Origin of the sequence: Mesorhizobium sp. ESP7-2 (assembly GCF_020164715.1) — a bacterium.
GTDB lineage: Bacteria > Pseudomonadota > Alphaproteobacteria > Rhizobiales > Rhizobiaceae > Mesorhizobium.
The window spans coordinates 1-22070 of sequence record NZ_JAIUGQ010000044.1 but is presented as its reverse complement, the minus strand read 5'-3'; the positions used below and the strand labels follow the sequence as shown (position 1 = coordinate 22070).

20 protein-coding genes are annotated in these 22070 nt (G+C 63.6%); 11 read left to right on the top strand and 9 right to left on the bottom strand.

The annotated features are described in order from the left end of the window. Positions 1-31: 31 nt before the first annotated feature. The 5 genes from LB543_RS28745 to LB543_RS28725 are packed head-to-tail and all read left to right on the top strand — an operon-like array spanning position 32 to position 7016. Positions 32-1222 carry an aminotransferase class V-fold PLP-dependent enzyme gene (locus LB543_RS28745; RefSeq protein WP_224616560.1) on the top strand — a complete coding sequence of 397 codons (1191 nt, stop codon included), beginning with the start codon at positions 32-34 and terminating at the stop codon, positions 1220-1222. A gap of 11 nt (positions 1223-1233) precedes the next feature. After that, a complete protein-coding gene (locus LB543_RS28740; protein WP_224616559.1) occupies positions 1234-2184 on the top strand; it encodes an HpcH/HpaI aldolase/citrate lyase family protein in 951 nt (316 codons plus the stop codon). 51 nt (positions 2185-2235) lie between these two features. Continuing rightward, positions 2236-3420 carry a malate--CoA ligase subunit beta gene (locus tag LB543_RS28735; RefSeq protein ID WP_140758194.1) on the top strand — a complete coding sequence of 395 codons (1185 nt, stop codon included), beginning with the start codon at positions 2236-2238 and terminating at the stop codon, positions 3418-3420. A 14-nt stretch (positions 3421-3434) separates the two neighbouring features. Next, positions 3435-4334: a succinate--CoA ligase subunit alpha gene (gene sucD, locus LB543_RS28730; protein WP_127871573.1), complete on the top strand. Its 900-nt coding sequence runs from the start codon at positions 3435-3437 to the stop codon at positions 4332-4334. Positions 4335-4340: 6 nt separating this feature from the next. Continuing rightward, positions 4341-7016: a phosphoenolpyruvate carboxylase gene (locus LB543_RS28725; RefSeq protein WP_224616558.1), complete on the top strand. Its 2676-nt coding sequence runs from the start codon at positions 4341-4343 to the stop codon at positions 7014-7016. A 998-nt stretch (positions 7017-8014) separates the two neighbouring features. On the opposite strand, the gene LB543_RS28720 is transcribed toward LB543_RS28725, so the two are convergent. The 8 genes from LB543_RS28720 to trbB are packed head-to-tail and all read right to left on the bottom strand — an operon-like array spanning position 8015 to position 15073. Then, the gene (locus LB543_RS28720) at positions 8015-8236 is read right to left on the bottom strand and encodes a DUF2274 domain-containing protein (protein WP_140812367.1); all 222 of its coding nucleotides are present in this window, start codon (positions 8234-8236) and stop codon (positions 8015-8017) included. Between the two features lies 1 nt (position 8237). Beyond that, a complete protein-coding gene (locus LB543_RS28715; protein WP_224616581.1) occupies positions 8238-9374 on the bottom strand; it encodes a TrbI/VirB10 family protein in 1137 nt (378 codons plus the stop codon). 2 nt (positions 9375-9376) lie between these two features. Beyond that, positions 9377-10435 (bottom strand): P-type conjugative transfer protein TrbG, encoded by a 1059-nt coding sequence (trbG, locus tag LB543_RS28710; protein WP_140812366.1) that lies wholly within the window; start codon positions 10433-10435, stop codon positions 9377-9379. Next, positions 10432-11121: a conjugal transfer protein TrbF gene (trbF, locus tag LB543_RS28705; protein WP_140812365.1), complete on the bottom strand. Its 690-nt coding sequence runs from the start codon at positions 11119-11121 to the stop codon at positions 10432-10434. Before trbF ends, trbG begins: the two co-directional genes overlap by 4 nt. After that, positions 11118-13469 carry a conjugal transfer protein TrbE gene (gene trbE / locus LB543_RS28700; RefSeq protein ID WP_224616557.1) on the bottom strand — a complete coding sequence of 784 codons (2352 nt, stop codon included), beginning with the start codon at positions 13467-13469 and terminating at the stop codon, positions 11118-11120. Before trbE ends, trbF begins: the two co-directional genes overlap by 4 nt. 10 nt (positions 13470-13479) lie before the next feature. Beyond that, positions 13480-13761, bottom strand: a complete 282-nt coding sequence (locus LB543_RS28695) for a VirB3 family type IV secretion system protein (protein ID WP_224616556.1) — start codon at positions 13759-13761, stop codon at positions 13480-13482. Then, a complete protein-coding gene (locus tag LB543_RS28690; protein WP_411908793.1) occupies positions 13758-14093 on the bottom strand; it encodes a TrbC/VirB2 family protein in 336 nt (111 codons plus the stop codon). Before LB543_RS28690 ends, LB543_RS28695 begins: the two co-directional genes overlap by 4 nt. Beyond that, the gene (trbB, locus tag LB543_RS28685; RefSeq protein ID WP_224616555.1) at positions 14090-15073 is read right to left on the bottom strand and encodes a P-type conjugative transfer ATPase TrbB; all 984 of its coding nucleotides are present in this window, start codon (positions 15071-15073) and stop codon (positions 14090-14092) included. The genes LB543_RS28690 and trbB overlap by 4 nt, the downstream gene beginning before the upstream one ends. A gap of 428 nt (positions 15074-15501) precedes the next feature. Here trbB and LB543_RS28680 point away from each other — a divergent pair, with 428 nt between their 5' ends. From LB543_RS28680 to LB543_RS28670, 3 genes are read left to right on the top strand one after another with little or no spacing between them, the layout of a single operon-like run. Next, entirely contained in the window at positions 15502-16161 is a 660-nt protein-coding gene (locus tag LB543_RS28680) for an amino acid ABC transporter permease (RefSeq protein WP_224616554.1), read from the top strand. Then, entirely contained in the window at positions 16151-16810 is a 660-nt protein-coding gene (ehuD, locus tag LB543_RS28675) for an ectoine/hydroxyectoine ABC transporter permease subunit EhuD (protein WP_224616553.1), read from the top strand. The genes LB543_RS28680 and ehuD overlap by 11 nt, the downstream gene beginning before the upstream one ends. Continuing rightward, positions 16810-17580, top strand: coding sequence for an amino acid ABC transporter ATP-binding protein (locus tag LB543_RS28670; RefSeq protein WP_140812428.1), 771 nt, complete (start codon positions 16810-16812; stop codon positions 17578-17580). Before ehuD ends, LB543_RS28670 begins: the two co-directional genes overlap by 1 nt. 87 nt (positions 17581-17667) lie before the next feature. On the opposite strand, the gene LB543_RS28665 is transcribed toward LB543_RS28670, so the two are convergent. Beyond that, positions 17668-18366, bottom strand: coding sequence for a winged helix-turn-helix transcriptional regulator (locus LB543_RS28665; RefSeq protein WP_140812358.1), 699 nt, complete (start codon positions 18364-18366; stop codon positions 17668-17670). Between the two features lie 688 nt (positions 18367-19054). Here LB543_RS28665 and tnpA point away from each other — a divergent pair. The 3 genes from tnpA (at position 19055) to tnpC (ending at position 21489) form a co-directional block, all read left to right on the top strand. Further along, complete coding sequence (gene tnpA, locus LB543_RS28660; RefSeq protein WP_224595414.1) at positions 19055-19405, top strand: IS66-like element accessory protein TnpA; 351 nt, start codon at positions 19055-19057, stop codon at positions 19403-19405. Continuing rightward, positions 19402-19749 carry an IS66 family insertion sequence element accessory protein TnpB gene (gene tnpB, locus LB543_RS28655; RefSeq protein WP_140812357.1) on the top strand — a complete coding sequence of 116 codons (348 nt, stop codon included), beginning with the start codon at positions 19402-19404 and terminating at the stop codon, positions 19747-19749. The genes tnpA and tnpB overlap by 4 nt, the downstream gene beginning before the upstream one ends. A 65-nt stretch (positions 19750-19814) precedes the next feature. Continuing rightward, a protein-coding gene (gene tnpC / locus LB543_RS28650; RefSeq protein ID WP_224595420.1) for an IS66 family transposase occupies positions 19815-21489 on the top strand; the annotation gives its coding sequence in 2 pieces (ribosomal slippage) (positions 19815-20779 and positions 20778-21489; 1677 coding nt in all). The last annotated feature ends 581 nt before the right edge of the window (positions 21490-22070 follow it).

The following is a 22070-nucleotide window of genomic DNA, read 5'->3' as shown; positions in this document are numbered from 1 at the left end:
CCGCTTTGCTGGATCAGGAGGAGTTCGCACCATGGCCGGTTTCACCCATCTTTTCATTCCCGGGCCGACCAATATCCCCGAACAGGTGCGGCAGGCGATGAACCTGCCCATGGAGGACATGCGCGCTGCCACCTTTCCCGACCTCACCCTGCCGCTGTTCGAGGACATCAAAAAAGTCTTCAAGAACGAGACCGGCCGCGTCTTCATCTATCCGTCCTCCGGCACCGGCGCCTGGGAAGCGGCGATGACCAATGTGCTCAGCCCCGGCGACCGCGTGCTGATGTCTCGCTTCGGCCAGTTCTCGCATTTGTGGGTCGACATGGCCGAGCGGCTCGGCTTCGAGGTCGAGGTGATCGACTGCGAATGGGGAACCGGCGTTCCGCTGGAACTCTATGCGGAGCGGCTGAAGGCAGACAAGACGCACCGCATCAAGGCGATCTTCTGCACCCAGAACGAGACGGCGACAGGTGTCACCAGTGACGTGGCCGGCTGCCGCGCGGCACTCGACGATGCGAACCACCCAGCGCTGCTCTTCGTCGACGGCGTCTCGTCGATCGGCTCGATCGATTTCCGCCAGGAAGAATGGGGTGTCGACTGCGCCGTCAGCGGCTCGCAGAAGGGTTTCATGCTGCCGGCCGGCCTCGGCTTCTTGTCGGTCAGCAAGAAGGCGCTCGTCGCTTCCAGAATCGCCACTCACCGGCGCTGTTTCTTCTCCTTCGAGGACATGATCCGCGCCAACGATGCCGGCTATTTCCCCTACACGCCGGCGACACAGCTGCTGCGCGGCCTGCGCGCCTCGCTCGACCTGATCGCCGAGGAAGGGCTCGACGCCATCTTCGCCCGTCACCATCGCCTTGCCGAAGGCGTGCGCAAGGCGGTCGATGCCTGGGGCCTGAAGCTCTGTGCCAAGGCGCCGAAATGGCATTCGGACACGGTCAGCGCCATTCTCGTGCCCGATGGCATCGACAGCGGCGACGTCGTCAAGCGCGCCCACCAGGCCTACCAGACATCACTCGGCGGCGGCCTCAACAAGGTGTTCGGCAAGGTTTTCCGCATTGGCCATCTCGGCTGGCTGAACGAGGTGATGGTGCTGGCCTCGCTGTCATCGGCTGAAATGGCGCTGCTCGATTGCGGTGTGCGGCTGGCGCCGGGCTCGGGCGTCGGCGCCGCCATCCAGCATTTCCGCGCCTCGGCCGCAATGCCTGTCGCCGAAGCCGCCTGAGGGGAGAGAAGATGAGCCACACCATCAACCACCTCAGGAAACTCAGGCTCCAGCGCAGCGAGCTGGCGGTTCCCGGCTCCAGCCCGGAGATGATCGACAAGGCGGCCAACAGCGCCGCCGACTTCGTCTTCCTCGACCTCGAGGACGCCGTCGCCCCGCCAGACAAGGAACGCGCCCGCAAGAACATCATCCAGGCGCTCAACGACATCGACTGGCGCGCCAAGGGCAAGACCGTTTCGGTACGCATCAACGGCCTCGACACGCACTACATGTATCGCGACGTCGTCGACGTGATGGAACAGGCCGGCGACCGGCTGGACACGATCCTAGTGCCGAAGGTCGGCGTGCCGGCCGACCTCTATATGGTCGAGGCCATGGTCAACCAGGTCGAGATGGCCAAGGGTTTCAAGACACGTGTCGGCCTGGAAGCGCTGATCGAGACCGCGCTCGGCATGGCCAATGTCGAGGCCATTGCCGCGACGCCAGGCCGGCTGGAGGCCATGCATTTCGGCGTTGCCGACTATGCCGCCAGCAACAAGGCGCGGACCGTCAATATCGGCGGGCTCAACCCCGACTATCCAGGCGACCAGTGGCATTTCGCCCTGTCGCGAATGACCGTCGCCTGCCGCGCCTATGGATTGCGCGCCATCGACGGGCCGTTCGGCGATTTCTCCGATCCGGAAGGCTACAGGGCGGCCGCCAGGCGCGCTGCCGCACTCGGTATCGAAGGCAAATGGGCGATCCATCCCTCGCAGATTGCCTTGGCCAACGAGGTGTTCTCGCCGCCGGAGAAGGAAGTCACGCGCGCCCGCCGCATCCTCGAAGTGCTGAAAGAGGCCGAGGCGCAGGGCAAGGGTGCCGCCGCGCTCGACGGCAAGATGATCGACGCCGCGTCGGAGCGCATGGCGCGCAACGTGCTGGTGGTCAATGACGCCATCGAACGCGCCGGCCAGCTTAATTAGCCAACGAGAGCCGCGCCTCGCGGCATCTTGACGATTTGGGGAGGAGAAAAAATGGACATCCACGAATATCAAGCCAAGGAACTGCTCGCCCGGCATGGAGTGCATGTGCCGCGCGGCGGCCTGGCCTACAGCCCCGAACAGGCCACCTACCGGGCGCGTGAGATCGGCGGTGGCAAATGGGTGCTGAAGGCGCAGGTCCATTCCGGCGCGCGCGGCAAGGCCGGCGGCATCAAGCTGTGCGCCAATGACGAGGAGATTTCCAACGCCGCCGAAGCCATGCTCGGGCGCAAGCTGGTGACCCACCAGACCGGCCCGCGCGGCAAGCTGATCTCGCGGCTCTATCTGGAGGAAGCCGTCGACATCGCGCAGGAACTCTATCTTGGCTTCGTGCTCGACCGCAAGGAAGAGCGCGTCATGATCGTGGCCTCGGCCGCCGGCGGCATGGAGATCGAGGAGATCGCCGAAAGAGCGCCGGATTCCATCATCCGCGCCACCGTCGATCCGGGCGTCGGCATGCAGCGCTTCCAGGCGCGCGAGATCGCCTTCGGGCTCGGGCTGGAGGACAGCCTGATCGGCAAGGCGACCGAGACCATCTTCAGCTGTTACCAGGTGTTCCGCGACTACGACGCCTCGATGCTGGAGATCAATCCACTGGTGGTGACCCGCGACGGCAGCCTGGTCGCCCTCGACGCCAAGATGTCGTTCGACGAGAACGCGCTGTTCCGGCGGCCGGAAATCTCCGAATTGCGCGACAAGAGCCAGGAAGACCCGCGCGAAACCTTCGCCAGCGACCGCGGTCTCTCTTATGTCGGTCTCGACGGCAATATCGGCTGCATCATCAACGGCGCAGGCCTCGCCATGGCGACGATGGACATGATCAAGATCGCCGGCGGCGAACCGGCCAATTTCCTCGACATCGGCGGCGGCGCTTCGCCCGAACGGGTGGCGAAATCCTTCCGCGCCGTGCTCGGCGACAAGAATGTCGAGACCATCTTGGTCAACATCTTCGCCGGCATCAACCGTTGCGACTGGGTTGCTGAGGGCGTCATCAAGGCGATCCGCGAGGTCGGCGTCAACGTGCCGCTGGTGGTGCGGCTTTCCGGTACCAGGGCCGAGGAAGGACGCAAGATCCTGGCCGATTCCGGCGAGGCGGTGATCGTCGCCGACACGCTCGCCGAAGCCGCCGAAAAAGCTGTCGCCGCTTGGCGCGCGGCCACCAAGAAAAAAGCAGCCTGAGGGAGGACGGAAAAATGGCAATCCTGCTCAACCGCAGCACGCGCGTCATCGTGCAAGGTTTCACCGGCAAGATCGGCAGCTTCCATGCCGAGGACATGAAGCGCTACGGCACCAAGCTCGTCGGCGGCGTCACTCCCGGCAAGGGCGGACAGACGCATCTCGGCCTGCCGATCTTCAACACCGTCAAGGGCGCGGTGCGCGAAACCCGGGCCGAGGCCAGCATCGTCTTCGTGCCGCCGCCCTTCGCCGCCGATTCGATCATGGAGGCCGCGGATGCGGGGATAAAGCTCTGCGTCTGCATCACCGACGGCATCCCCTCGCAGGACATGATGCAGGTCAAGCGCTACATGCGCCGCTACCGCTTCGAGGACCGCATGCGGCTGGTCGGGCCGAACTGCGCCGGCATCATCACGCCGGGGCAGGCGCTGATGGGCATCATGCCCGGCTCGATCTACCTTCCCGGCCGCGTCGGCATCGTCGGCCGCTCGGGCACGCTGGGCTACGAGGCCGCCTCGCAGATGAAGGCGCTCGGCATCGGCGTCTCGACCAGCGTCGGCATCGGCGGCGATCCGATCAACGGCTCCTCCTTCAAGGACGTTCTGAAGCTGTTCGAGCAGGACGACGAAACCGACGCCGTGGTGATGATCGGCGAGATCGGCGGACCGCAGGAAGCCGAAGCCGCGATCTGGGCGCGCGACAATATGAGGAAGCCGCTGATCGCCTACATTGCCGGGCTCTCCGCCCCGAAAGGCCGCCGCATGGGCCATGCCGGCGCCATAATCTCGGCCTTCGGCGAGTCCGCGCAGGAAAAGGTCGAGATCCTGAAAGAGGCCGGCGTCATCATCGTGCCGACGCCGTCGTCCTTCGGCGATGTGGTGGCGGAGACGCTGGAGCGAACGAAGAAGGCGGCTTGAAGCGGTTTGGAACAGAGCAGACGCATCAAATTTCGGGAGGACGAGCGCAGCCTCTTGTTGCGCCTGCTGCTTCAGGTCGCAAGCGCGCGCGAGCCCGAGATCGCCGCCGTTCTGACCGGACGCAGGTCACTTGTCTCGCTTGCGGCGGAGCAGCGCATCCCGGCGCTTCAGGCGAGCGGCGTTTGGTTCCAGTTGCTGGCGATTGCCGACGAGTTGCTTGCCATGCGGGCGCGTCGCGAACTCGAACAAGGCGCCGGTGTCGACGAAATGCCCGGCTCCTTCGGCAGTGTGATCGCGCGGATGGCGGCGAACGGCCATTCGGCGGCGGAGGTCCAGGCGAGGCTCGACGAACTCTGCGTCGGCCCGACCATGACCGCGCACCCGACCGAGGCCAAACGCGTCACGGTGCTGGAGATCCACCGACGTATCTATCGCAAGCTGACCGAGCTCGACCAGCCGCGCTGGGCGCCACGCGAACGCGACCTGCTGGTCGCCGATCTGGAAAGCGAGATCGAGCTTCTGTGGATGACAGGCGAGCTGCGGCTGGAGCGCCCAACGGTCGAACGCGAAATCGCCTGGGGCCTGCATTTCTTTCGCGAAGTCATCTTTGAGGCAACGCCGCAGCTCTATGGAAAGCTTGAAGGCGCCATCGAGCGCCACTATCCGGCGGCGCCGATCAGAATCCCCTCCTTCATGCGCTATGCCTCGTGGATCGGCGGCGACCGCGACGGCAACCCGAATGTGACGGCCGCCGTCACCGCCCATGCCCTGGCCGAATACCGCGATACCGCCTTGGGCTGGTATTTGGCGCAGATGCAGCGGCTGGTGACGGTGCTCAGCGCCAGTTCGAACGTCATCGACCTGCCGGCCAGCTTCAAGCCGGTGTTGCATACTGCGCTTGATAAAAGCGGACAGGCTGACGTGATCAGCGCCCGCAACCCTGACGAACCGCTTCGCCAGTTTGCTTCGGCCTTGTTTGCCCGCCTAATAGCCACGCGGGACGGCAGCGCGGCAGCGTACCCGTCGGCAGAGGGGTTTCGTTCCGATTTGAACGCGCTGTCTCGCGTTCTCGAAGCAATCGGAGGGCGCGCGGTAGCCAGGCGTTTCGTCCAGCCCCTGCTTTGGCAAGTCGGAAGCTTCGGCTTCCGCACCGTCTCGCTCGACATCCGGCAGAACTCCACGGTCGTCAACCGCGTGCTGGCCGAGCTGTTTGCACTGACAAATCCCGCCGATCCGGCCGAAGCCGGCACGCCGCAATGGTCGGCGCGCATTCGCAAAGCTATCGCCGAGGGTGAGCGGCTGGAGATCGACGCCAGGTACCTCTCGCCTGAAGCAGGTGAACTGCTTTCGACATTCTCCGTCATCGCCAAGCACATCTCCAGCTCGGATCCCGACGCTGTCGGCTCTTTCGTTCTCTCGATGACCCGCTCGGTCGACGATCTGCTCGCGGTCTATCTGCTGGCACAATATTGCGGACTCTCAACCGCGCCCGCCGGCGGCACAATCAGGCTGCGGATCGTGCCATTGTTCGAGACCATCGCCGATCTGCAGGCCGCGCCGGGCATATTGAACGGATTGCTCGACGTCTCTTTGGTGAGGCGCACGGTGCGCGATTTCGGCGCGCGCCAGGAAATCATGCTTGGCTATTCGGATTCCAACAAGGACGGCGGCTTTCTCGCTTCCAATTGGGAACTGGCAAAAGCGCAAAAGCGCCTCGCTGCCGTCGGGCGCAAGCACAAGGTCAGGATCAGTTTCTTTCACGGTCGCGGCGGCTCCGTCAGCCGTGGCGGCGCGCCGACCGGCCGAGCAATCGCGGCGCAGCCGCAAGGCACCGTCACTGGCACCATGCGGGTGACCGAGCAGGGCGAGGTCGTATCGTCGAAATTCGCCAATCGCGGCACCGGCCTTAACCAGCTCGAAATTCTCGCCGCCGCCGTTCTGGCCCACAGCGTCGTATCGCCCGGAGATGTCGAACCGAAGGAAACGCCGGAGTTCGATGAGGCGCTGGAAGCGCTGGCGGGCATGTCACAGGCATCCTATGCCCGGTTGATGGCCGAGCCCGGCTTCCTCCAGTATTTCAACGAGGCAAGCCCGGTCGCGGAACTGACGCTCCTGAAAATGGGCTCACGGCCGGATCGCCGTTTCGGTGCCAGCAGCATTGCCGACCTGCGCGCCATTCCATGGGTGTTCGCCTGGAGCCAGAACCGTCATCTGCTGACCGGCTGGTATGGCATTGGCAGCGCGCTCAGCGCTTTCGTCACGGTGCGTGGCGAGGCTGGGCGCGAACTTCTGGGCCGCATGTTCGAGCACTCGCGCTTCTTTCGCCTGATCGTCGACGAGGCCGAGAAGACGCTTTACCAATCGGACATGGAGATCGCGCGGCTCTACGCCGGCCTGGTGTCCGACAGCGACGCGGCCCACCGAATCCATGCCCGCATCGCCGCTGAACACGAGTTGACGCGACGCCTGATCGGCGACCTTACGGGAGGCGATCTTCCCGAGCGCTTTCCGATGTTCAGGCGGCGTTTCGACAGTCTGCGGCGACAGATGGACGACATCCACAGGCTGCAGGTCGATCTGTTGCGCGATGTCAGGGCAAAGACGGCGGATCCAAAGCGTGCGACCGATGCTCTGCTTGTATCGATCAATTGCATCTCGGCTGGCCTTGGGTGGACGGGATAGCTCGCCGGCTGGTCGAGCTGCCACATCAAGGCGCTTACGCAACGCCGTTTCCAGAAAGCCCCACATCAACAAAACCTCGCCGATCGTCGCCATCAAATCGCGCATGGTTCGGCTGGGAGCTAGGGCGTCGGTCATGGGAACAGATTTGCACACGAACTGTGGCGTTGGAAAGCTGAGCGTGCCGAGGCCACTCCACGTTTCAAGAAGAACCGAGGAGGAAAACCTTCATAGGTCTTGGCTAAGGAAGCCATTGGTGCGGTCGAGACGGCTCGAACTGAAATTTAGATGCTTTAAATCAGATAGTTACCTGTCGTATTTCGAAATTTTGTAGTGCAATTAGCAGTGCATTTTACCGGTAGATGTGAATACGCTCCGCGACCCTTTCTGGAGAATCGCCGACCGAGAAACCCGGGGTCGACCGTAGAGTCCTCACGGATTTGGCGACCTTCCTTCGGAGATTTGGTGGGCCCGGAGGGCGTCGGAAGAAAATCGATTTCATTGGCTTCTTCGTGGGCCCGAACCGTCAAATTTCCCGCATTGTTCCGTATCATCCCGCGACGAATTGCTGACTGGAGGCGATCGAGGAAACGCTATCGCCTCGCTACGCGGGCAATTCGCGTCGGAACCTAAAATTCGAATGCTAAGCTTGCTGTGCCACGATTGGCCCTGGCGCCAAAATTCATGAACTAGCGAGGCCAAATGCAGAAGATGACGCCTCAGATATTGGCCAGCGTAGCCAGCATCAGAGCCTGATCGCCAGCGTCGTCATGCCGGGCGGCAGCTCCAGCATCGGCTCCTACTCGTGCAGATAACAGTGTCGGGCGCATCGAAAGATCAACCATTCGACCTATTGGTGAGTACAAGTTTTGGCCGTTCATGACGGGCGAATAAAGCCTCGTTGGACCGTATCTGCTCGTCGTCCTGCGGAAGCCATGGACAGGAGTATCCATCGGCGTCTCGGCTCAAGACGCTCGCCGGTCGTCGGCGATGGGAAAGCTCTAAGCCTCCTCCTTCTTTGCTTTCGCAAAGCCGCGATCGGTTGCGATGAACCGTTCAAGCATCGGCGCGATCAAGCGCGATGGATTGGCAGATGGCTGCCCGGTCTCGCGCCCAAGAATTTCTGCGTATTTCACCAAATCACGGTGCAAAGGCGCCGGCAATTCCACCGTAATCTTGACTGGCTTGTCGTCGCTGATCGTTGCGAGTTTCAACTTGGCCATATCAACCTCCGTATGGTTCCAGCGCAAGGTCGCGGGTGACGAGGACGCGAACGGGAAACCCGGGTCGGATCGTAAGCGTCGGCGCCACATCGAGTTGCCGCTGAACGACCTGTTGGCCTACTTGGCTAACGCTATCGGAGGCGCCGCTGCGCAGAGCACGCACGATATCGCTGTCCTGGTCGGACGAACCGGCCTGCGCGCCAACGCTTAGAACGGTCGACAACGCCGCAGCCTTGAACAACTCGCCCCAATGATAGTCGACGCCGTCCTCGAGCCCGGCATACCCCTGCTCATCCGCCCCAGGCTGCCGCTCCAGAACGATCGAGCGTCCGTCGGGAAAGATCAGTCTGTTCCAGACGAGCAGCACGCGACGCTGTCCCGAACCAATTGCGTTATCGTATTGCCCAATAATACGAGTGCCTTGCGGGATGAGCAGCGAGCGGCCGGTGGGACTGTCATAGACATTTTCGGTTACCTGAGCGCTGATCTGCCCCGGAAGGTCCGACCGGATACCCGTGATAAGCGCGGCCGGGATCACGGCACCGGCTTGAAGCACATAAGGTGACGCCGGCGGCGTGACGCGATCTGGCGCCACGGTCCGCCGGTCAGCGGCAGCGGACAGGAAGGCAAGCTCGCGATCCTGCGCATTTGGTTGACCGTTCTGACTGGCAGGGTCGATAACTGCAGGGGCGGACGCCTCCGCGGTCCTGGCATCTCCTTGCGTTGTCTGGAAAAAGATGCGTGAGGTTCTGGCCGCTTCCTCTTCGGCTCGCCGGCGTTGCTCGGCTTCGTCAATCGCGGCGCTGGCGATCGACGGTGGCACGACGGCCTGTCCCTTGTTTTGGGCATCAAGGATCGGCCTGCCGAGATCACCAGGCAGCGGCGGCCCAAGGATCGGGCCGGCATAGTCGCGCGGCAGGCGCGCCAGTCCGTCGGCGGGCGGCCGATTGGAGGTAGGGTAGAGCTCTTCACCCTGCTTGATTGTGTTAGCATCCTGCAGCGCGTAGATCAGCGCGCCCGCGACACCGAGCGAGGCGACGAAGCCGATGCCTGCGAGCATCTTGCGCGACAGGCGCGTCACACGCGGCGGGTCGGCGCGAAGCCGCATGGGTTCGACGGCCATATCATTCTCGTTCATGCCTAAAGCTCTCCCCTGTGCCTTGCGTTCGGCGCCTTCGACGCGACGCCGTCGCTTGGTCTCCGCCACAACCCATCGGTTCTTCCTCCATCGATCCGGACGATCCTTACCGTCTGCTGCCGCTTTCCAGCGCCAAGACGCAGTTCGGCCGCACCAAAAAGGCGGTCGACGATCAGGACGTTTCGATAGACGCGGCTGTTGGTGATTTCAGCCTCGCCGTCCGGACCGATCACGAAAATCGGCGGCATCTCGCCTTGCACGATGCCGCGCGGAAACTCGATGTAGACCCGGCGGCCATCGTCATAGGCGCTCACCGGCTTCCAGGGCGGGCTGTCACCGGTAAGGCCGTAGCGATAGTTGCGTGCTGTAACGTCCGGTATGGTCGGTGTTGTGGTGACGGTCTGCAGGAGGCCCGCTTTCAGAGCCGGATAGGACCACGCAACGGCAGGCATGTAGGGCTTCGCGCCTGAGCGTAGCTCAAGCATATAGCTGCGCCGGTCGGTGGCGATGACAAGGTTCGTTGTGATGTCCGCCCGCGAGGGTTTCACCAGGACGTGGACGCGTCGGGCAATGCCGGACCCGCTTTCGGTGTCGCCGATGATCCAGCGCGCGGTATCACCGGCCGCGATCGGACCGTCGCCGGTCAGGCTCTCGCCCGGCTCAAGCGCGATGTCCGTTATCTGGCCAGGTGCGGCGTAGACCTGATAGAGCGCTCCTTCGCTCCATGGGTAGATCTGGATCGCGTTGTAGTAGCCCTCGCGGCGCGGTTCCACGCGCGCCGCGGCGTTGGCGTTCTCGACACGGGCGGCCGGCGTTTCGCCGATGGCGCCGCCCCGTGCCGGGGCCCAGCCCGGTGGCACGCGAAGAGGTTTCGGCCTTGGATCGGTCGCGGCGGCCGGAGCCGGCGGCAAGGGCGGAACATAGGTATCGTAGCTGATCTTCGGCGGCTTCTTCGCAGGCGTGGCGCAACTCGCAAGCAGCGTCGTCCCCGAGACCAGCATGGCCGATAGCAGGTATCTTGAGAAAGTCGTGCCGGCAACAAGACGCGACGTCGGGCTCATTGGCTCATCTCCCGCGACCAGTTGATGGCGTTGACGTAAATGCCGAGGGGATTGGCGCGAAGCCGTTCGGCGTCGCTTGGCATCTGCGTCACGATCGTCAGGATCGCGGTCCAGCGCTCGGTGCCTGAAAGCTGACCGTTTTCGTAGTGATGCTCGATCCAGGCGACACGAAAGGAGTCCGGCGAGGCCCTGATGACCGAAGAAACGTCCACGGCGACTTGGCTCTTGCCGACCTTGGAGAAAGGATCCGCTGCGCGAGCATAGTCGTTGAGCGCCGCCGCGCCCTGGTCGGTGGTCCATTCATAGGCGCGCAGCCAGTCCTGACGCAGGATGATTGGGTCAGCTGGAACAGAGCGCACCTGTTCGATAAAGCGGGCGAGATGCCACGCGATCTGCGGATCGGTCGGCTTATAGTCCGCGGTTGCTGGCGCGGTCGCTTGAGCCTGGCCCAGCCTATCGACCTGCACGACCCAGGGCACGACAGTGCCGCGGCCCGACTGCCAGACGAGTGAAGTGGCGAGCCCCGCCGACAGGATGAGCGACCCGAACGCCATGGCGCGCCAGTTCCGTGCCTGCACGCGTGCCGAGCCGATGCGTTCGTCCCAGATCTGCTCGGCCTTTTGATAGGGGGTTTCCGGTCGAGGGGTCTTGCCGTAGTGGACGGCGGGGCGCCTAAAGATGTTCATGGGTCATTCGCCTTCAGAAAGAGAAACGGAAGCGCCGCCGCCATGGCTGTCGCCGGCGCGCACCGCGTGGGCAGCGGTCTGGGCGCCGTGAGAGAGGCGCTGGGAGCGATGCAAGCGTCTGGCCCATTCGGGCTCTCCTTGAGCGCTGGATGGCCTGCCCGCGCCGGGCGCAGGAGCGGCTGAGGTCTCGGCGCCTCCGATTGTACCCATGGTCGACGAACCGCCGGTGGTTTCAGCGGCCGAACTGGCGCCGGAGGCGAAGCTTGACCTAAGCGATTGACCGGTGTTTGCGGCGGCGCGCTTGAGCGGAGAGGCTGCCGCCGAAGCGCCAGCGCGCGCGATGCCGCCCAAGCCGGAGGCGATGCCTGCCACGCCAGACTGGCTGGCTGCGCCAAGCGTATAGGCGGCCGAACCGCCGCCAGCGAGTGACATACCGCCACGCGCGGCCGACATCGCTCCCGAGGATGCGGCGGTCGCGCCTCGCGCCGCCAGGCCGGCTGCGCCATAGCTCGCCACCGCCATGCCGCCCGCGGCAAGGCCGGGCCGAGGTGTTCGGCCTCGGCGTCGAGCAGCCGGCCGTGAGGGCCGCCAACACAGTAGGGACGAAGCGCCTGTTTCAGGTCATTGGCTTGCAAAAGCACGCTGAGCCCGGTGATGGTGCGCTCCTCGACCGGAGCCGAGGCGAGCGAGGTCAGCGCCGCCCAGATATGCTCCTTTGCGTCCGGGGTGATCACGATGCCCTCGCGTGTCAGGATCGCGACGATCCAGTCAGCCGCCCAGGCGCGCTCGTACGTGTCATGAACGCGGGCGAGCGGCTGCAGCGAAACGGAGGCGTCCATGCCTTCGGTGAGATGACCGCCGAGATCGTGCCAGTCGCCGCCCATGGCGAGCGTCGCCGCCCGGATCGAGCCGCCGAAGTCGAAGGCGAAGATCTGAGCATTGCGGTAGCGGCAGAATTGCAGCGCCATCAGCGCCAGCAGCACCGACTTGCCAGCGCCGGTGGGGCCGACGACCAGCGTGTGGCCAACATCGCCGACATGAAGGACCAACCGGAACGGGGTCGAGCCTTCGGTCTTGCCGTAGAGCAAGGGAGGACTGACCAGATACTCGTCCCGTTCCGGCCCCGCCCACACGGCCGAGAGGGGGATCATGTGGGCGAGATTGAGCGTTGAGATCGGCGGCTGGCGGACATTGGCATAGGCGTGCCCGGGCACCGAACCGAGCCAGGCGTCGACGGCGTTGACGGTCTCGACAATCGCCGTGAAGTCGCGGCCCTGGATGACTTTCTCTACGAGCCGCAGTTTTTCGTCGGCCACGCGCGGGTCGGAATCCCATATGGCGACGGTCGCGGTGACGTAGGCCATACCCGCCATGTCGGCGCCGAGCTCCTGCAGGGCCGTGTCGGCGTCGGCCGCCTTGTTGGCGGCGTCGGTGTCGAGGAGTGCCGATGCCTCGTTGGTCATCACCTCCTTCAGAATCGAGGCGATACTCTTGCGCTTGGCGAACCATTGCCGCCGTATCCTGGTCAACAGGCGGACGGCGTCGACCTTGTCGAGCAGGATCGCGCGGGTCGACCAGCGGTACGGGAAGGCCAGCCTATTGAGGTCGTCAAGCAGGCCGGGTGTCGTGGCGGTCGGGAAGCCGACGATGGTGAGCACGCGAAGATGCTTGTCGCCAAGCCGCGGTTCGAGCCCGCCGGCGAGCGGCTCGTCGGCCAGCAGCGCATCGAGATAGATCGGGGTCTCGGGGACGCGCACCTGATGGCGTTTGGTTGAGATCGTCGAGTGCAGGTAGGTCAGCGTTTGGCCGTCATCGAGCCAGTGGCATTCCGGCATGAACCCGTCGAGCAGGGACAGCACGCGCTCTGTGCGGTCGACAAAGGCACGCACGATCTCACCCGGATCCGCGCCGGACTGGTCGCGGCCCTCATAAAGCCATCCCTCGGCGCGCGTGGCGTCTTCGGGCGGCGGCAGGAAGAGAAATGTGAGAAAGTAGCTGGATACGAAATGAACCCCTTCCTCGTCGAAGTCGGCTTTGCGCTCGGCATCGAGCAGGCCGGAGGCCGCATTGGGAAACTGGCTTTCGGGATAGGAAGCCGCTTCGTGCCGCTGTGCTTCAACGAAGATGCTCCAGCCCGAGCCGAGGCGACGGAAGGCATTGTTGATGCGCGATGCCACCGCAACGAGTTCGGCCGCTACGGCGGAGTCGAGATCTGGCCCGCGAAACCTCGCGGTGCGCTGAAAGCTGCCGTCCTTATTGAGCACGACCCCGGGGGCGACGAGTGCCGCCCAAGGCAGATAGTCGGCAAGGCGAGCAGCAGTCCGCCGGTATTCGGCAAGGCTCATCATAGCGGCGCCCTCAAACCGAGAGATGCCCGGGCAGCCGCAGATGCCGGCGCCCGACCTCGAAGAACAGCGGATCGCGCCTGGCAGCCCACACCGCCGTGACATGTCCAATTGCCCAGATCAGCAGACCGACCAGCCAGAGCCGCAGCCCAAGACCGACCGCACCGGCCAGCGTGCCATTCAGGATTGCGATCCCGCGCGGCGCGCCGCCAAGCAGGATTTGCTCGGTCAGGGCCCGATGAACGGGCACCGTCCACCCCGGCACCGCGTCGAGTTGTTCGAAAGTAGTTGTCATGAGATCAACGCTCCGCCGCCGAACGAGAAGAACGATAGGAAGAAACTCGACGCCGCGAAGGCGATCGAAAGGCCAAAAACGATCTGGATCAACCGCCTGAAGCCACCCGAACTGTCGCCGAAGGCCAGCGTCAGGCCGGTGACGATGATGATGATGACGGCGATGATCTTGGACACCGGTCCCTCGACCGACTGCAGGATCTTTTCGAGCGGCTGTTCCCACGGCATCGAGGAACCCGAGGCATGGGCGCTCGACGCGACCAGGAGATTGACGGCAAGGGCGACGGCTCCTGCGGCCATGTTGCCGTGGCAGCGTGAAAGGAGGCGGATCACGAGGTTTCTCCTGGGTTGGTGGACGTGGCTTCAGCAATGCGATAATCGCCGTCGGGACCGAGGCCCTCGACCCGGACCAGCTCGCTAAGGCGTCGCGCGGCGCCACGTCCGGAGAGGACAGCGACGAGGCCGATCGTGTCGGCGATCAACGCGCGCGGGACAGTGATGACGGCTTCCTGGATAAGCTGCTCAAGTCGGCGCAGGGCGCCTATGCCGGAGCCGGCATGAAGGGTGCCGATGCCACCGGGGTGCCCGGTGCCCCATGCCTTCAAGAGGTCCAGGGCTTCGGCGCCGCGCACTTCGCCGATTGAGATGCGATCGGGCCGCAAGCGCAGCGAAGAGCGAACCAGGTCGGAGAGCGTGGCGACGCCATCCTTGGTGCGCATCGCGACGAGGTTAGGGGCCGCGCATTGCAGTTCGCGGGTGTCCTCGATGATGACGACCCGATCCATCCCTTTCGCCACTTCGGCGAGCAGCGCGTTGGTCAGCGTCGTCTTGCCAGTCGATGTGCCACCGGCAACGAGGATGTTTAAGCGCCCGGTAACGGCGGCGCGCAATATCGCGGCCTGGCCGCCCGCCATTATGCCTGCCGCGACATAGTCATCGAGCGTGAATACGGCGACGGCGGGTTTGCGGATCGCGAAGGCCGGCGCGGCGACCACGGGCGGCAACAGGCCTTCGAAACGCTCGCCGGTTTGCGGCAACTCGGCCGAGACGCGCGGGGAACGGGAATGGACCTCGGCGCCGACATGATGGGCGACCAGGCGCACAATCCTCTCGCCAGCGGCAGGCGCGAGCATTTCCCCCGTATCGGCCAAACCTTCCGAAAGCCGATCCACCCAGATCCGGCCATCCGGGTTCAGCATAACCTCGACGATCGCGGAATCGTCGAGAAACCGGGCAATGGCGGGTCCAAGCGCGGTGCGCAGCATGCGCGAACTGCGCGCGTGTCCCTCGGTATCGTTGCGCGAGATAGCCATCCTGTCCCCGTTTGCGCCGGGAACAGGTCGAACAGTCCCCGGTCGGGGACGATCAAAACAGCCTTGGAGCAGTCCGATTCAACGGGTTTCAGCCGTCATCGTAACGTAGCGCGCAAATACCGGCTAACGGCGGCGCCGAAGGCCGTGGCGCTCTATGGCGACGCATTGCGCCATTCACGGCAAATGCGCGCAATATGAACTTTCGCAATAGTATGTTCATATTTATTGACACTCGACTCCCGCCGGGTTTAAGAGAGAGCCATCGATCGCCTGGCCGTACAGGCGATCGTCCTTTTCACGGCGCGGAGGATTGCCATGAGGTCCGGTCCGGAGGGCACGATTTCTCAGCGCAAAGTCGCCTTCGTTCGGCACGGCGAAACGATACCGGCATCGTTGCCACCCGCCTCGGCAAAGAGTGGTGGCACCCCGTGAGCATGCTCGACATCTGGCTGGGCATTCTACAGGGGCTGGGTATCACCGCACAGGTCACAGCCTATGGCCTGGTCTTCGCGGTCCCCTTCGCGCTCGTTTTCGGCGTCGCGCAGTTTCTGACCACCGGTATGGCGCGCTTTCTGGTTACCGCCGTGATCGAATTCTGGCGCAGCTCCGCGGTCGTCGTCCTGCTTTTCGTCTTTTACTACGTGCTGCCGGTCGTGGGCGTCACTCTATCGGCGCTGACCGTCAGTGCATTGGTGCTCGGCCTCAATAGCGGCGGCTATGCCAGCCAGGCGGTGCGCGCCGGGCTCCAATCTCTTCCTGCCGGCCAGCGCGAGGCTGGCATGGCGCTCGGCCTCTCGCGCCCGGCGATCCTGCTTCTGATCGAGCTCCCCCAGGCGTTGGTCGCCATGAGTCCCACCTTCGTCAACAACCTTATTCAGCTCGTCAAGGCGACTTCCCTTGTCTCGTTGGTCACATTGACGGACATGACGTTCCGCGCCAAGGAAATCTCGCAGACCGAATACGACCCGGTCGCGATCTATTCGGCGCTGCTGCTAGCCTTCTTCGTCGTCTGTTATCCGATCGCACTCGCCGGACGCTGGCTCGAGAAGCGGGTCAATCCCGAAAGAGGAACGCCTCGTGGGATTTAACCTCGATTTCGCACTCTCGACCATCCCGACCATAATCGGCGCGATAGGGAATACGCTGCTCGCCACGGTCTTGAGTTGCCTCGGTGCGTCGGCGCTTGGCTTCATGTTCGAAATGATCCGCCGCGGGGGCGGAGCGCCTGGCCTCGCCGTGCGCTTCCTGATCGACTTCATCCGCTCAACGCCGGTTCTGGCCTGGCTCTATTTCCTGTATTTCGTCATGCCCTTCTACGGGATCCGGCTTGGCGCCATGACGGTGGGAATACTGGGGCTGAGCCTGTATTACAGCGGTTATCTGGCGGAGGTGTTCAAGGCGGGCATCGACGCCATTCCGAGGGGGCAGCAGGAAGCAGCCAGAGCCTTGTCCCTCACCCGCCGCGACACGATCATTTTCATCATCGGACCGCAAATGCTGCGCAACATCGCCGCGCCGCTCGGCAACTACCTGGTTTCGATCCTCAAGGCGACGCCTTATCTCGCGATCCTGGCCGTGCCGGAAATGCTCGGGCGCGCCTTCGATATCGCTTCCGAGACCTATCGTTACGCGGAGCCGCTGACCGTCGCCGGCGTTCTGTTTCTCGCCCTGGCGCTGATCGTTTCTTATGGCGTGAAGTGCATCGAGCAGCGCCTGCTTGCAGCTGGACGTCGCTGATGCTCGCTCAAGCCCCAATCTCCACCGCTCAATCCTTCCCCCTTGTGCGTATCGACGGCCTCAACAAGTGGTTCGGTGCCCTGCAGGTTTTGAAAGACATCGATCTGACGGTACGAGCGGGCGCACGCGTCGTCGTTTGCGGACCGTCCGGGTCCGGCAAGTCGACATTGATCCGCTGCATCAACGGTCTCGAACCTTTCCAGAAGGGAACGATCCAGTTCGAAGCGATAACTCTGGGAAAAGATGCTCGCGATACCGCGCGGGCGCGCCGACAGACAGGTATGGTCTTCCAGAGCTTCAATCTCTTTCCGCACCTCACCGTGCTCGCCAACTGCACGCTGGCGCTGCGCCGGGTTCTCCTGAAACCGGCGCGCGAGGCCGAAGAGATCGCCATACAGCATTTGACGACGGTGCACATCCCCGAAAAGGCGCATGCCTACCCGGCCCAGCTCTCGGGCGGTCAACAACAGCGAGCGGCGATCGCGCGCGCTCTCTGCCTCAATCCCCGCATCATGCTGTTCGATGAACCCACCTCGGCGCTTGACCCGGAAATGATCAAGGAAGTCCTGGACGTGATCATCGCGTTGGCGGGAACCGGCGTGACCATGGTCTGCGTGACCCATGAAATGGGTTTTGCACGCGAAGTCGCGGACGAGATCGTTTTCATGGACGAAGGCCGCATTGTCGAGCATGCCTCTTCCAATGACTTTTTCTCTAGAGCCGCTCACCCACGCGCCCGGCTGTTCCTCGATACCATCCTGAGCCATTGAGGGCAGATGCCTGTGACCCGGCGTGCCGGCCAAGAGCTCGGACGGACGCCAACACGCGTCCGGCAGGTGCCGGACGCGCCAAGCAGGTTACCACTCCGGCGCGAACGCGTAGCCTGCGGAGCGGACGGTCCTGATCACATCGCTTCCCACGGATGCCCGAAGCCTTTTGCGCAGCCTTGCTATATGAACGTCGACGCCCCGCACATCAGTTGCGGCGGCATGTTCAGGCCATGCGGTCGCGACCAGTTCCTCGCGGCTGAAAACCTTGCCTGGTTTTGCCAAAAGGCTTCGCAAAAGCTTGAACTCGATCGGCGGCATGACAATCTCGTTTTGCTTGAAGAATGTCCGGTGGGTCTGTCGCTCGAGCCGAAAATCGCCATGCACCACATCTCCCGAGTCCGTTTCGCGCGATAGCTTCGCAAGACCCGCTTTGCCATGCAGCCAGGTCAGCAGCTGTTCGGGCGCAAACGGCCGCGAAAATATCTCGTCGACGCCAGCCTTGATCAGTTCGAGCTGCAGCTTGCCGGAACGGGGAGCGACGAGGGCTGCGATGGGGATGCCTCCCGTCGCTTCGCTCGATTTCAGCGACAGGCACTGTTTGGCGATTTTGCCGTCGCCGGGTTGACAGTCCAGGATAACGGCAAGCGGCGCCGCCGCCTTGATGACACGTGCGATTTCCTTGTCTGCCGTGATCAGTCGGGTTTCGAAGCCGGCAACCGAGAGGATGTGGCCGAAAACCAGGAAGAAATCCGGGTCCTTTGAGGAGATCAGGGCCAGTGGCTTCATGCGTCCATCAACCGAATCCGAGGCACCATGGGCGCAAACGGCCACTCTGTCTGATTTTTCGCCATTTTTTATGTAACATCAAATCGGTAGAAGCTGCCGAGTGCACACGAATTTACGCCAGAATGCGACAATTTTCGCCACTTTTCGATCTCTCGTCGCACACGGAGCGCACACGAATATATGGCCACCTACCCAAAGCTCTCGTCCGGTTCCTGGCGTGTCCAAGTTCGTCGCAAAGGTCACTACGTCAGTGAGACCACCTTCCTGCGCCGAGACGACGCGCGTCGCTGGGCGACCGAAACCGAGCGCTTAGTCGAACGCGGTGAGTCGCCGACCAAGTCCCGTATAGCGCGCCTTAAAACTTTCGGCGCCTCATCGACCTTCATATCGACGACATGAGCGATGTAGGCAAGTCCCCTCGCCGCTCCAAGGCCGCACCCCTCAATATGCTCCAATGACATCTGGGGAAGATCATCCGCCACGTTTTCGGGGCGCGTCCAGGCGGACGACAAGCATGACTTACAAGGTTGGAATTCTCGCCTTCGACTCGTTGGTCGGCGACCCGAGCAAGGAGCTCGGAGCTCAAATCATCGTACGCCTCCGGCGAGGGCCGCCTTGCGCGAACATGGGCCGGTAGCGAGGCTGCGCTCTTAAGGTCGTCCTTACGAGCGGAGTTCGCAGCACAGCCATGAGCCAGATGACGATATTGACCGGGCCCGAACGCCGTCGTCGTTGGAGTGAAGAGGATCAGTGCCGGATACTGGCCGCAGCATTCGCGCCGAGGGCCACAGTGGCGGCGGCGGCGCGTCAGTACGATGTCGCGACCAGCCTGATCTATAAGTGGCGCCGCACGTTAAGAGCCCGGGAAACGGGCTTTGCCGAAGTTGTCGTGGTTCGCGATGAGCCTGCCGCCGCTTCGGTGCCGGCGCCACCAGCCGTGATCGAGCTGGAGATCGCCGGCAAGGTGCGGCTGCGGATTCCGCTGACCACGCCGCCGACCCTTGCGGCGGCGATGGTGAAGGCGCTGGGCGTATCATGATCCCGGTTCCGAGCCAGGTGCGGATCTGGTTGGCGGTCGGCCGGACCGATATGCGTCGTGGGATGCAAGGCCTCGCTCTGCAGGTCCAGGAGACGTTGGGCCGGGATCCGCATGCCGGCGATCTATATGTCTTCCCCGGCCGCAACGGCAATCTGATCAAGACTATCTGGCATGATGGGCTCAGCATGTCGCTGTATGCAAAACGGCTCGAGAAGGGCCGGTTTCTATGGCCGTCGCCGGCGGACGGCACGGTTTCCATATCACCGGCGCAGCTCGCCTACATGCTCGACGGGATCGATTGGCGCAACCCGCGCCACACGTTCCGCCCGCGGCGCGCGGGCTGAGTTTTTCTTTGATTTGCGCCATTTTCCGCGAGCCAGCGGACGCGTTTTATGATTCACTCCAGGGCATGGTTGCCACCGCCCAGGATGCTGTTCCGGACGATATCGGCGCGCTGAGAGCAGCGCTGAGCGCGGCGCTGGCCAGAGCCGAAGACGAGGCCGCGCGCGCTGCGCTGGTCGAGGCCGAACTGGCGGTCGCCAGGGCCAAGGCATCGGATGATGCGGCGCTGATCGCACATCAGGACCTGACGATCCGGGAGCTGCAGCGGGCGCTGCACGGTCAGAGTTCTGAAGGCTCAGCCCGCCTGCACGACCAGATGGAGCTCACCTTCGAGGAACTCGAGAGCACGGCGACGGAAGACGAGATCGCCGCCGCACAAGCCGCGGCCCGGACCACCGAGGTGGCGCCTTATGTGCGCAAGCGAGCGGCGCGCCAGCCATTTCCCGAGCATCTGCCACGCGAGCGCGTGGTCGAGCCGGCGCCGACCGCTTGCGACTGCTGCGGCGGTCACCGGCTGCGCAAGCTGGGTGAGGACATCACCGAGACGCTGGAGGTGGTGCCACGGCAATGGAAGGTGATCCAAGACGTGCGGGAGAAGTTCACCTGCCGCGACTGCGAGGCGATCAGCCAGGCTCCGGCGCCGTTGCACGCCACCCCACGCGGCTGGGCCGGTCCCGGCCTACTGGCGATGATCCTGTTCGAGAAGTTCGGCCAGCATCAGCCGCTCAACCGCCAGGCTGAACGCTATGCCCGCGAAGGCGTGCCGCTCAGCCTGTCGACGCTCGCCGACCAGGTCGGCGCCGGCGGCGCGGCGCTGATGCCGCTGTTCAAGCGGCTCGAAGCCCATGTGCTGGCCGCTTCACGTCTGCACGGCGACGACACGACGGTGCCAGTCCTGGCCAAGGGCAAGACCGATACCGGCCGATTATGGACCTATGTGCGCGATGACCGACCGTTCGGCGGCGCCGATCCGCCGGCGGCAGTGTTCTACAATTCCCGCGATCGCCGAGGGGAACATCCCGCGGCGCATCGCCGGCTGGAGCGGCATTCTGCAGGCCGATGCCTTTGGCGGTTATGTCGATCTCTATGCGTCGGGTCGTCAGCCGGCGCCTGTTCTGGAAGCCAGCTGCTGGGCCCACGGCCGGCCCAAAGTGTTCGAGCTGGCCGATATCGAAGCGGCGGCGCGCAAGAAGGCGCGCGGCGACAAGCCCAACCTGGTCCATCCGCGAGCGGTTGAAGCCGTGAAGCGCATCGATGCCTTATTCGATATCGAGCGCGCGATCAACGGCATGTCGCCAGGCCAACGCCACGCCGCGCGCCAGGTGCGGAGCCTGCCACTGATCACCGAGCTCAAGCGCTGGATGATCGAGACACGCGACAAGCTCCCCCGCGGACACGATCTGACCAAGGCCTTCAACTACATGCTGCGCCGCTGGTCATCCTTCACCCGGTTCCTGGACGATGGGCGGATTTGTCTGTCGAACAATGCAGCCGAGCGAGCCCTGCGCCGCATCGCTCTCGGCAGAAAGTCATGGCTGTTCTGCGGTTCCGATCGCGGCGGACAGCGCGCTGCCGTTCTCTACAGCCTGATCGTCAGCGCCAAGATGAATGATATCGACCCGCAGTCCTGGCTCGCCGACGTCCTCGCCCGACTGCCCGCCTATCCGGCCCATCGGATCGATGATTTGCTGCCATGGAATTGGAGATCCGCAAAACTGCGGACTCAACCAGCGGCGGCCTGATATGCAGCGCAATAAGGTGCTTCACGTTCACACCGTCGAACGTGTCGCCAGGGACCTCGGCGTCAGCGAAGAGCTCATCCAGGACCTGACGCTCGGTCTCGAGCCCGAGGACGGCGTCATCTGGGTCTACGGGCCAACGATGACGACGGGATCTTGGCCTTCACCGATGAAGGCATCGAGGAGGTCGAACTCCTCCTCGAAGAATATCATCGCGTCTCCCCATCGAAAGCTTGACCTCAGCACTGCGGTGTCATGGCCGCCGGATACGAACGCCTGCGGTCTTCACCGGATGAGTACAAATCATCGCGACCATTCCGTGTAAAACGCCGGTGCCAACTTGTTGACCGCGAAGCCTGGCGAGGGAAGGTCTGCGCTAGGCTAGGGCAGTTTGTGTTGAAGACTGGCTGTTTGGGTCCGGCTGATCGTCGCCCACGACGATTGTGTGCCAGTCCAACAATAAAGCCGTCTCGATTGTTCAGATCGAGACGGCCGGTGATTTATGGCAAAATTGGTTGCGGGGACAGGATTTGAACCTGTGACCTTCAGGTTATGAGCCTGACGAGCTACCGGGCTGCTCCACC

Coding starts and splice junctions, on each gene's coding strand:
- LB543_RS28745 (WP_224616560.1), top strand. CDS start 32: ATGGCCGGTTTCACCCATCTTTTCATTCCCGGGCCGACCAATATCCCC.
- LB543_RS28740 (WP_224616559.1), top strand. CDS start 1,234: ATGAGCCACACCATCAACCACCTCAGGAAACTCAGGCTCCAGCGCAGC.
- LB543_RS28735 (WP_140758194.1), top strand. CDS start 2,236: ATGGACATCCACGAATATCAAGCCAAGGAACTGCTCGCCCGGCATGGA.
- sucD (WP_127871573.1), top strand. CDS start 3,435: ATGGCAATCCTGCTCAACCGCAGCACGCGCGTCATCGTGCAAGGTTTC.
- LB543_RS28720 (WP_140812367.1), bottom strand. CDS start 8,236: ATGGCCAAGTTGAAACTCGCAACGATCAGCGACGACAAGCCAGTCAAG.
- LB543_RS28715 (WP_224616581.1), bottom strand. CDS start 9,374: ATGAACGAGAATGATATGGCCGTCGAACCCATGCGGCTTCGCGCCGAC.
- trbG (WP_140812366.1), bottom strand. CDS start 10,435: ATGAGCCCGACGTCGCGTCTTGTTGCCGGCACGACTTTCTCAAGATAC.
- trbF (WP_140812365.1), bottom strand. CDS start 11,121: ATGAACATCTTTAGGCGCCCCGCCGTCCACTACGGCAAGACCCCTCGA.
- trbE (WP_224616557.1), bottom strand. CDS start 13,469: ATGATGAGCCTTGCCGAATACCGGCGGACTGCTGCTCGCCTTGCCGAC.
- LB543_RS28695 (WP_224616556.1), bottom strand. CDS start 13,761: ATGACAACTACTTTCGAACAACTCGACGCGGTGCCGGGGTGGACGGTG.
- trbB (WP_224616555.1), bottom strand. CDS start 15,073: ATGGCTATCTCGCGCAACGATACCGAGGGACACGCGCGCAGTTCGCGC.
- LB543_RS28670 (WP_140812428.1), top strand. CDS start 16,810: ATGCTCGCTCAAGCCCCAATCTCCACCGCTCAATCCTTCCCCCTTGTG.
- LB543_RS28665 (WP_140812358.1), bottom strand. CDS start 18,366: ATGAAGCCACTGGCCCTGATCTCCTCAAAGGACCCGGATTTCTTCCTG.
- tnpA (WP_224595414.1), top strand. CDS start 19,055: ATGAGCCAGATGACGATATTGACCGGGCCCGAACGCCGTCGTCGTTGG.
- tnpB (WP_140812357.1), top strand. CDS start 19,402: ATGATCCCGGTTCCGAGCCAGGTGCGGATCTGGTTGGCGGTCGGCCGG.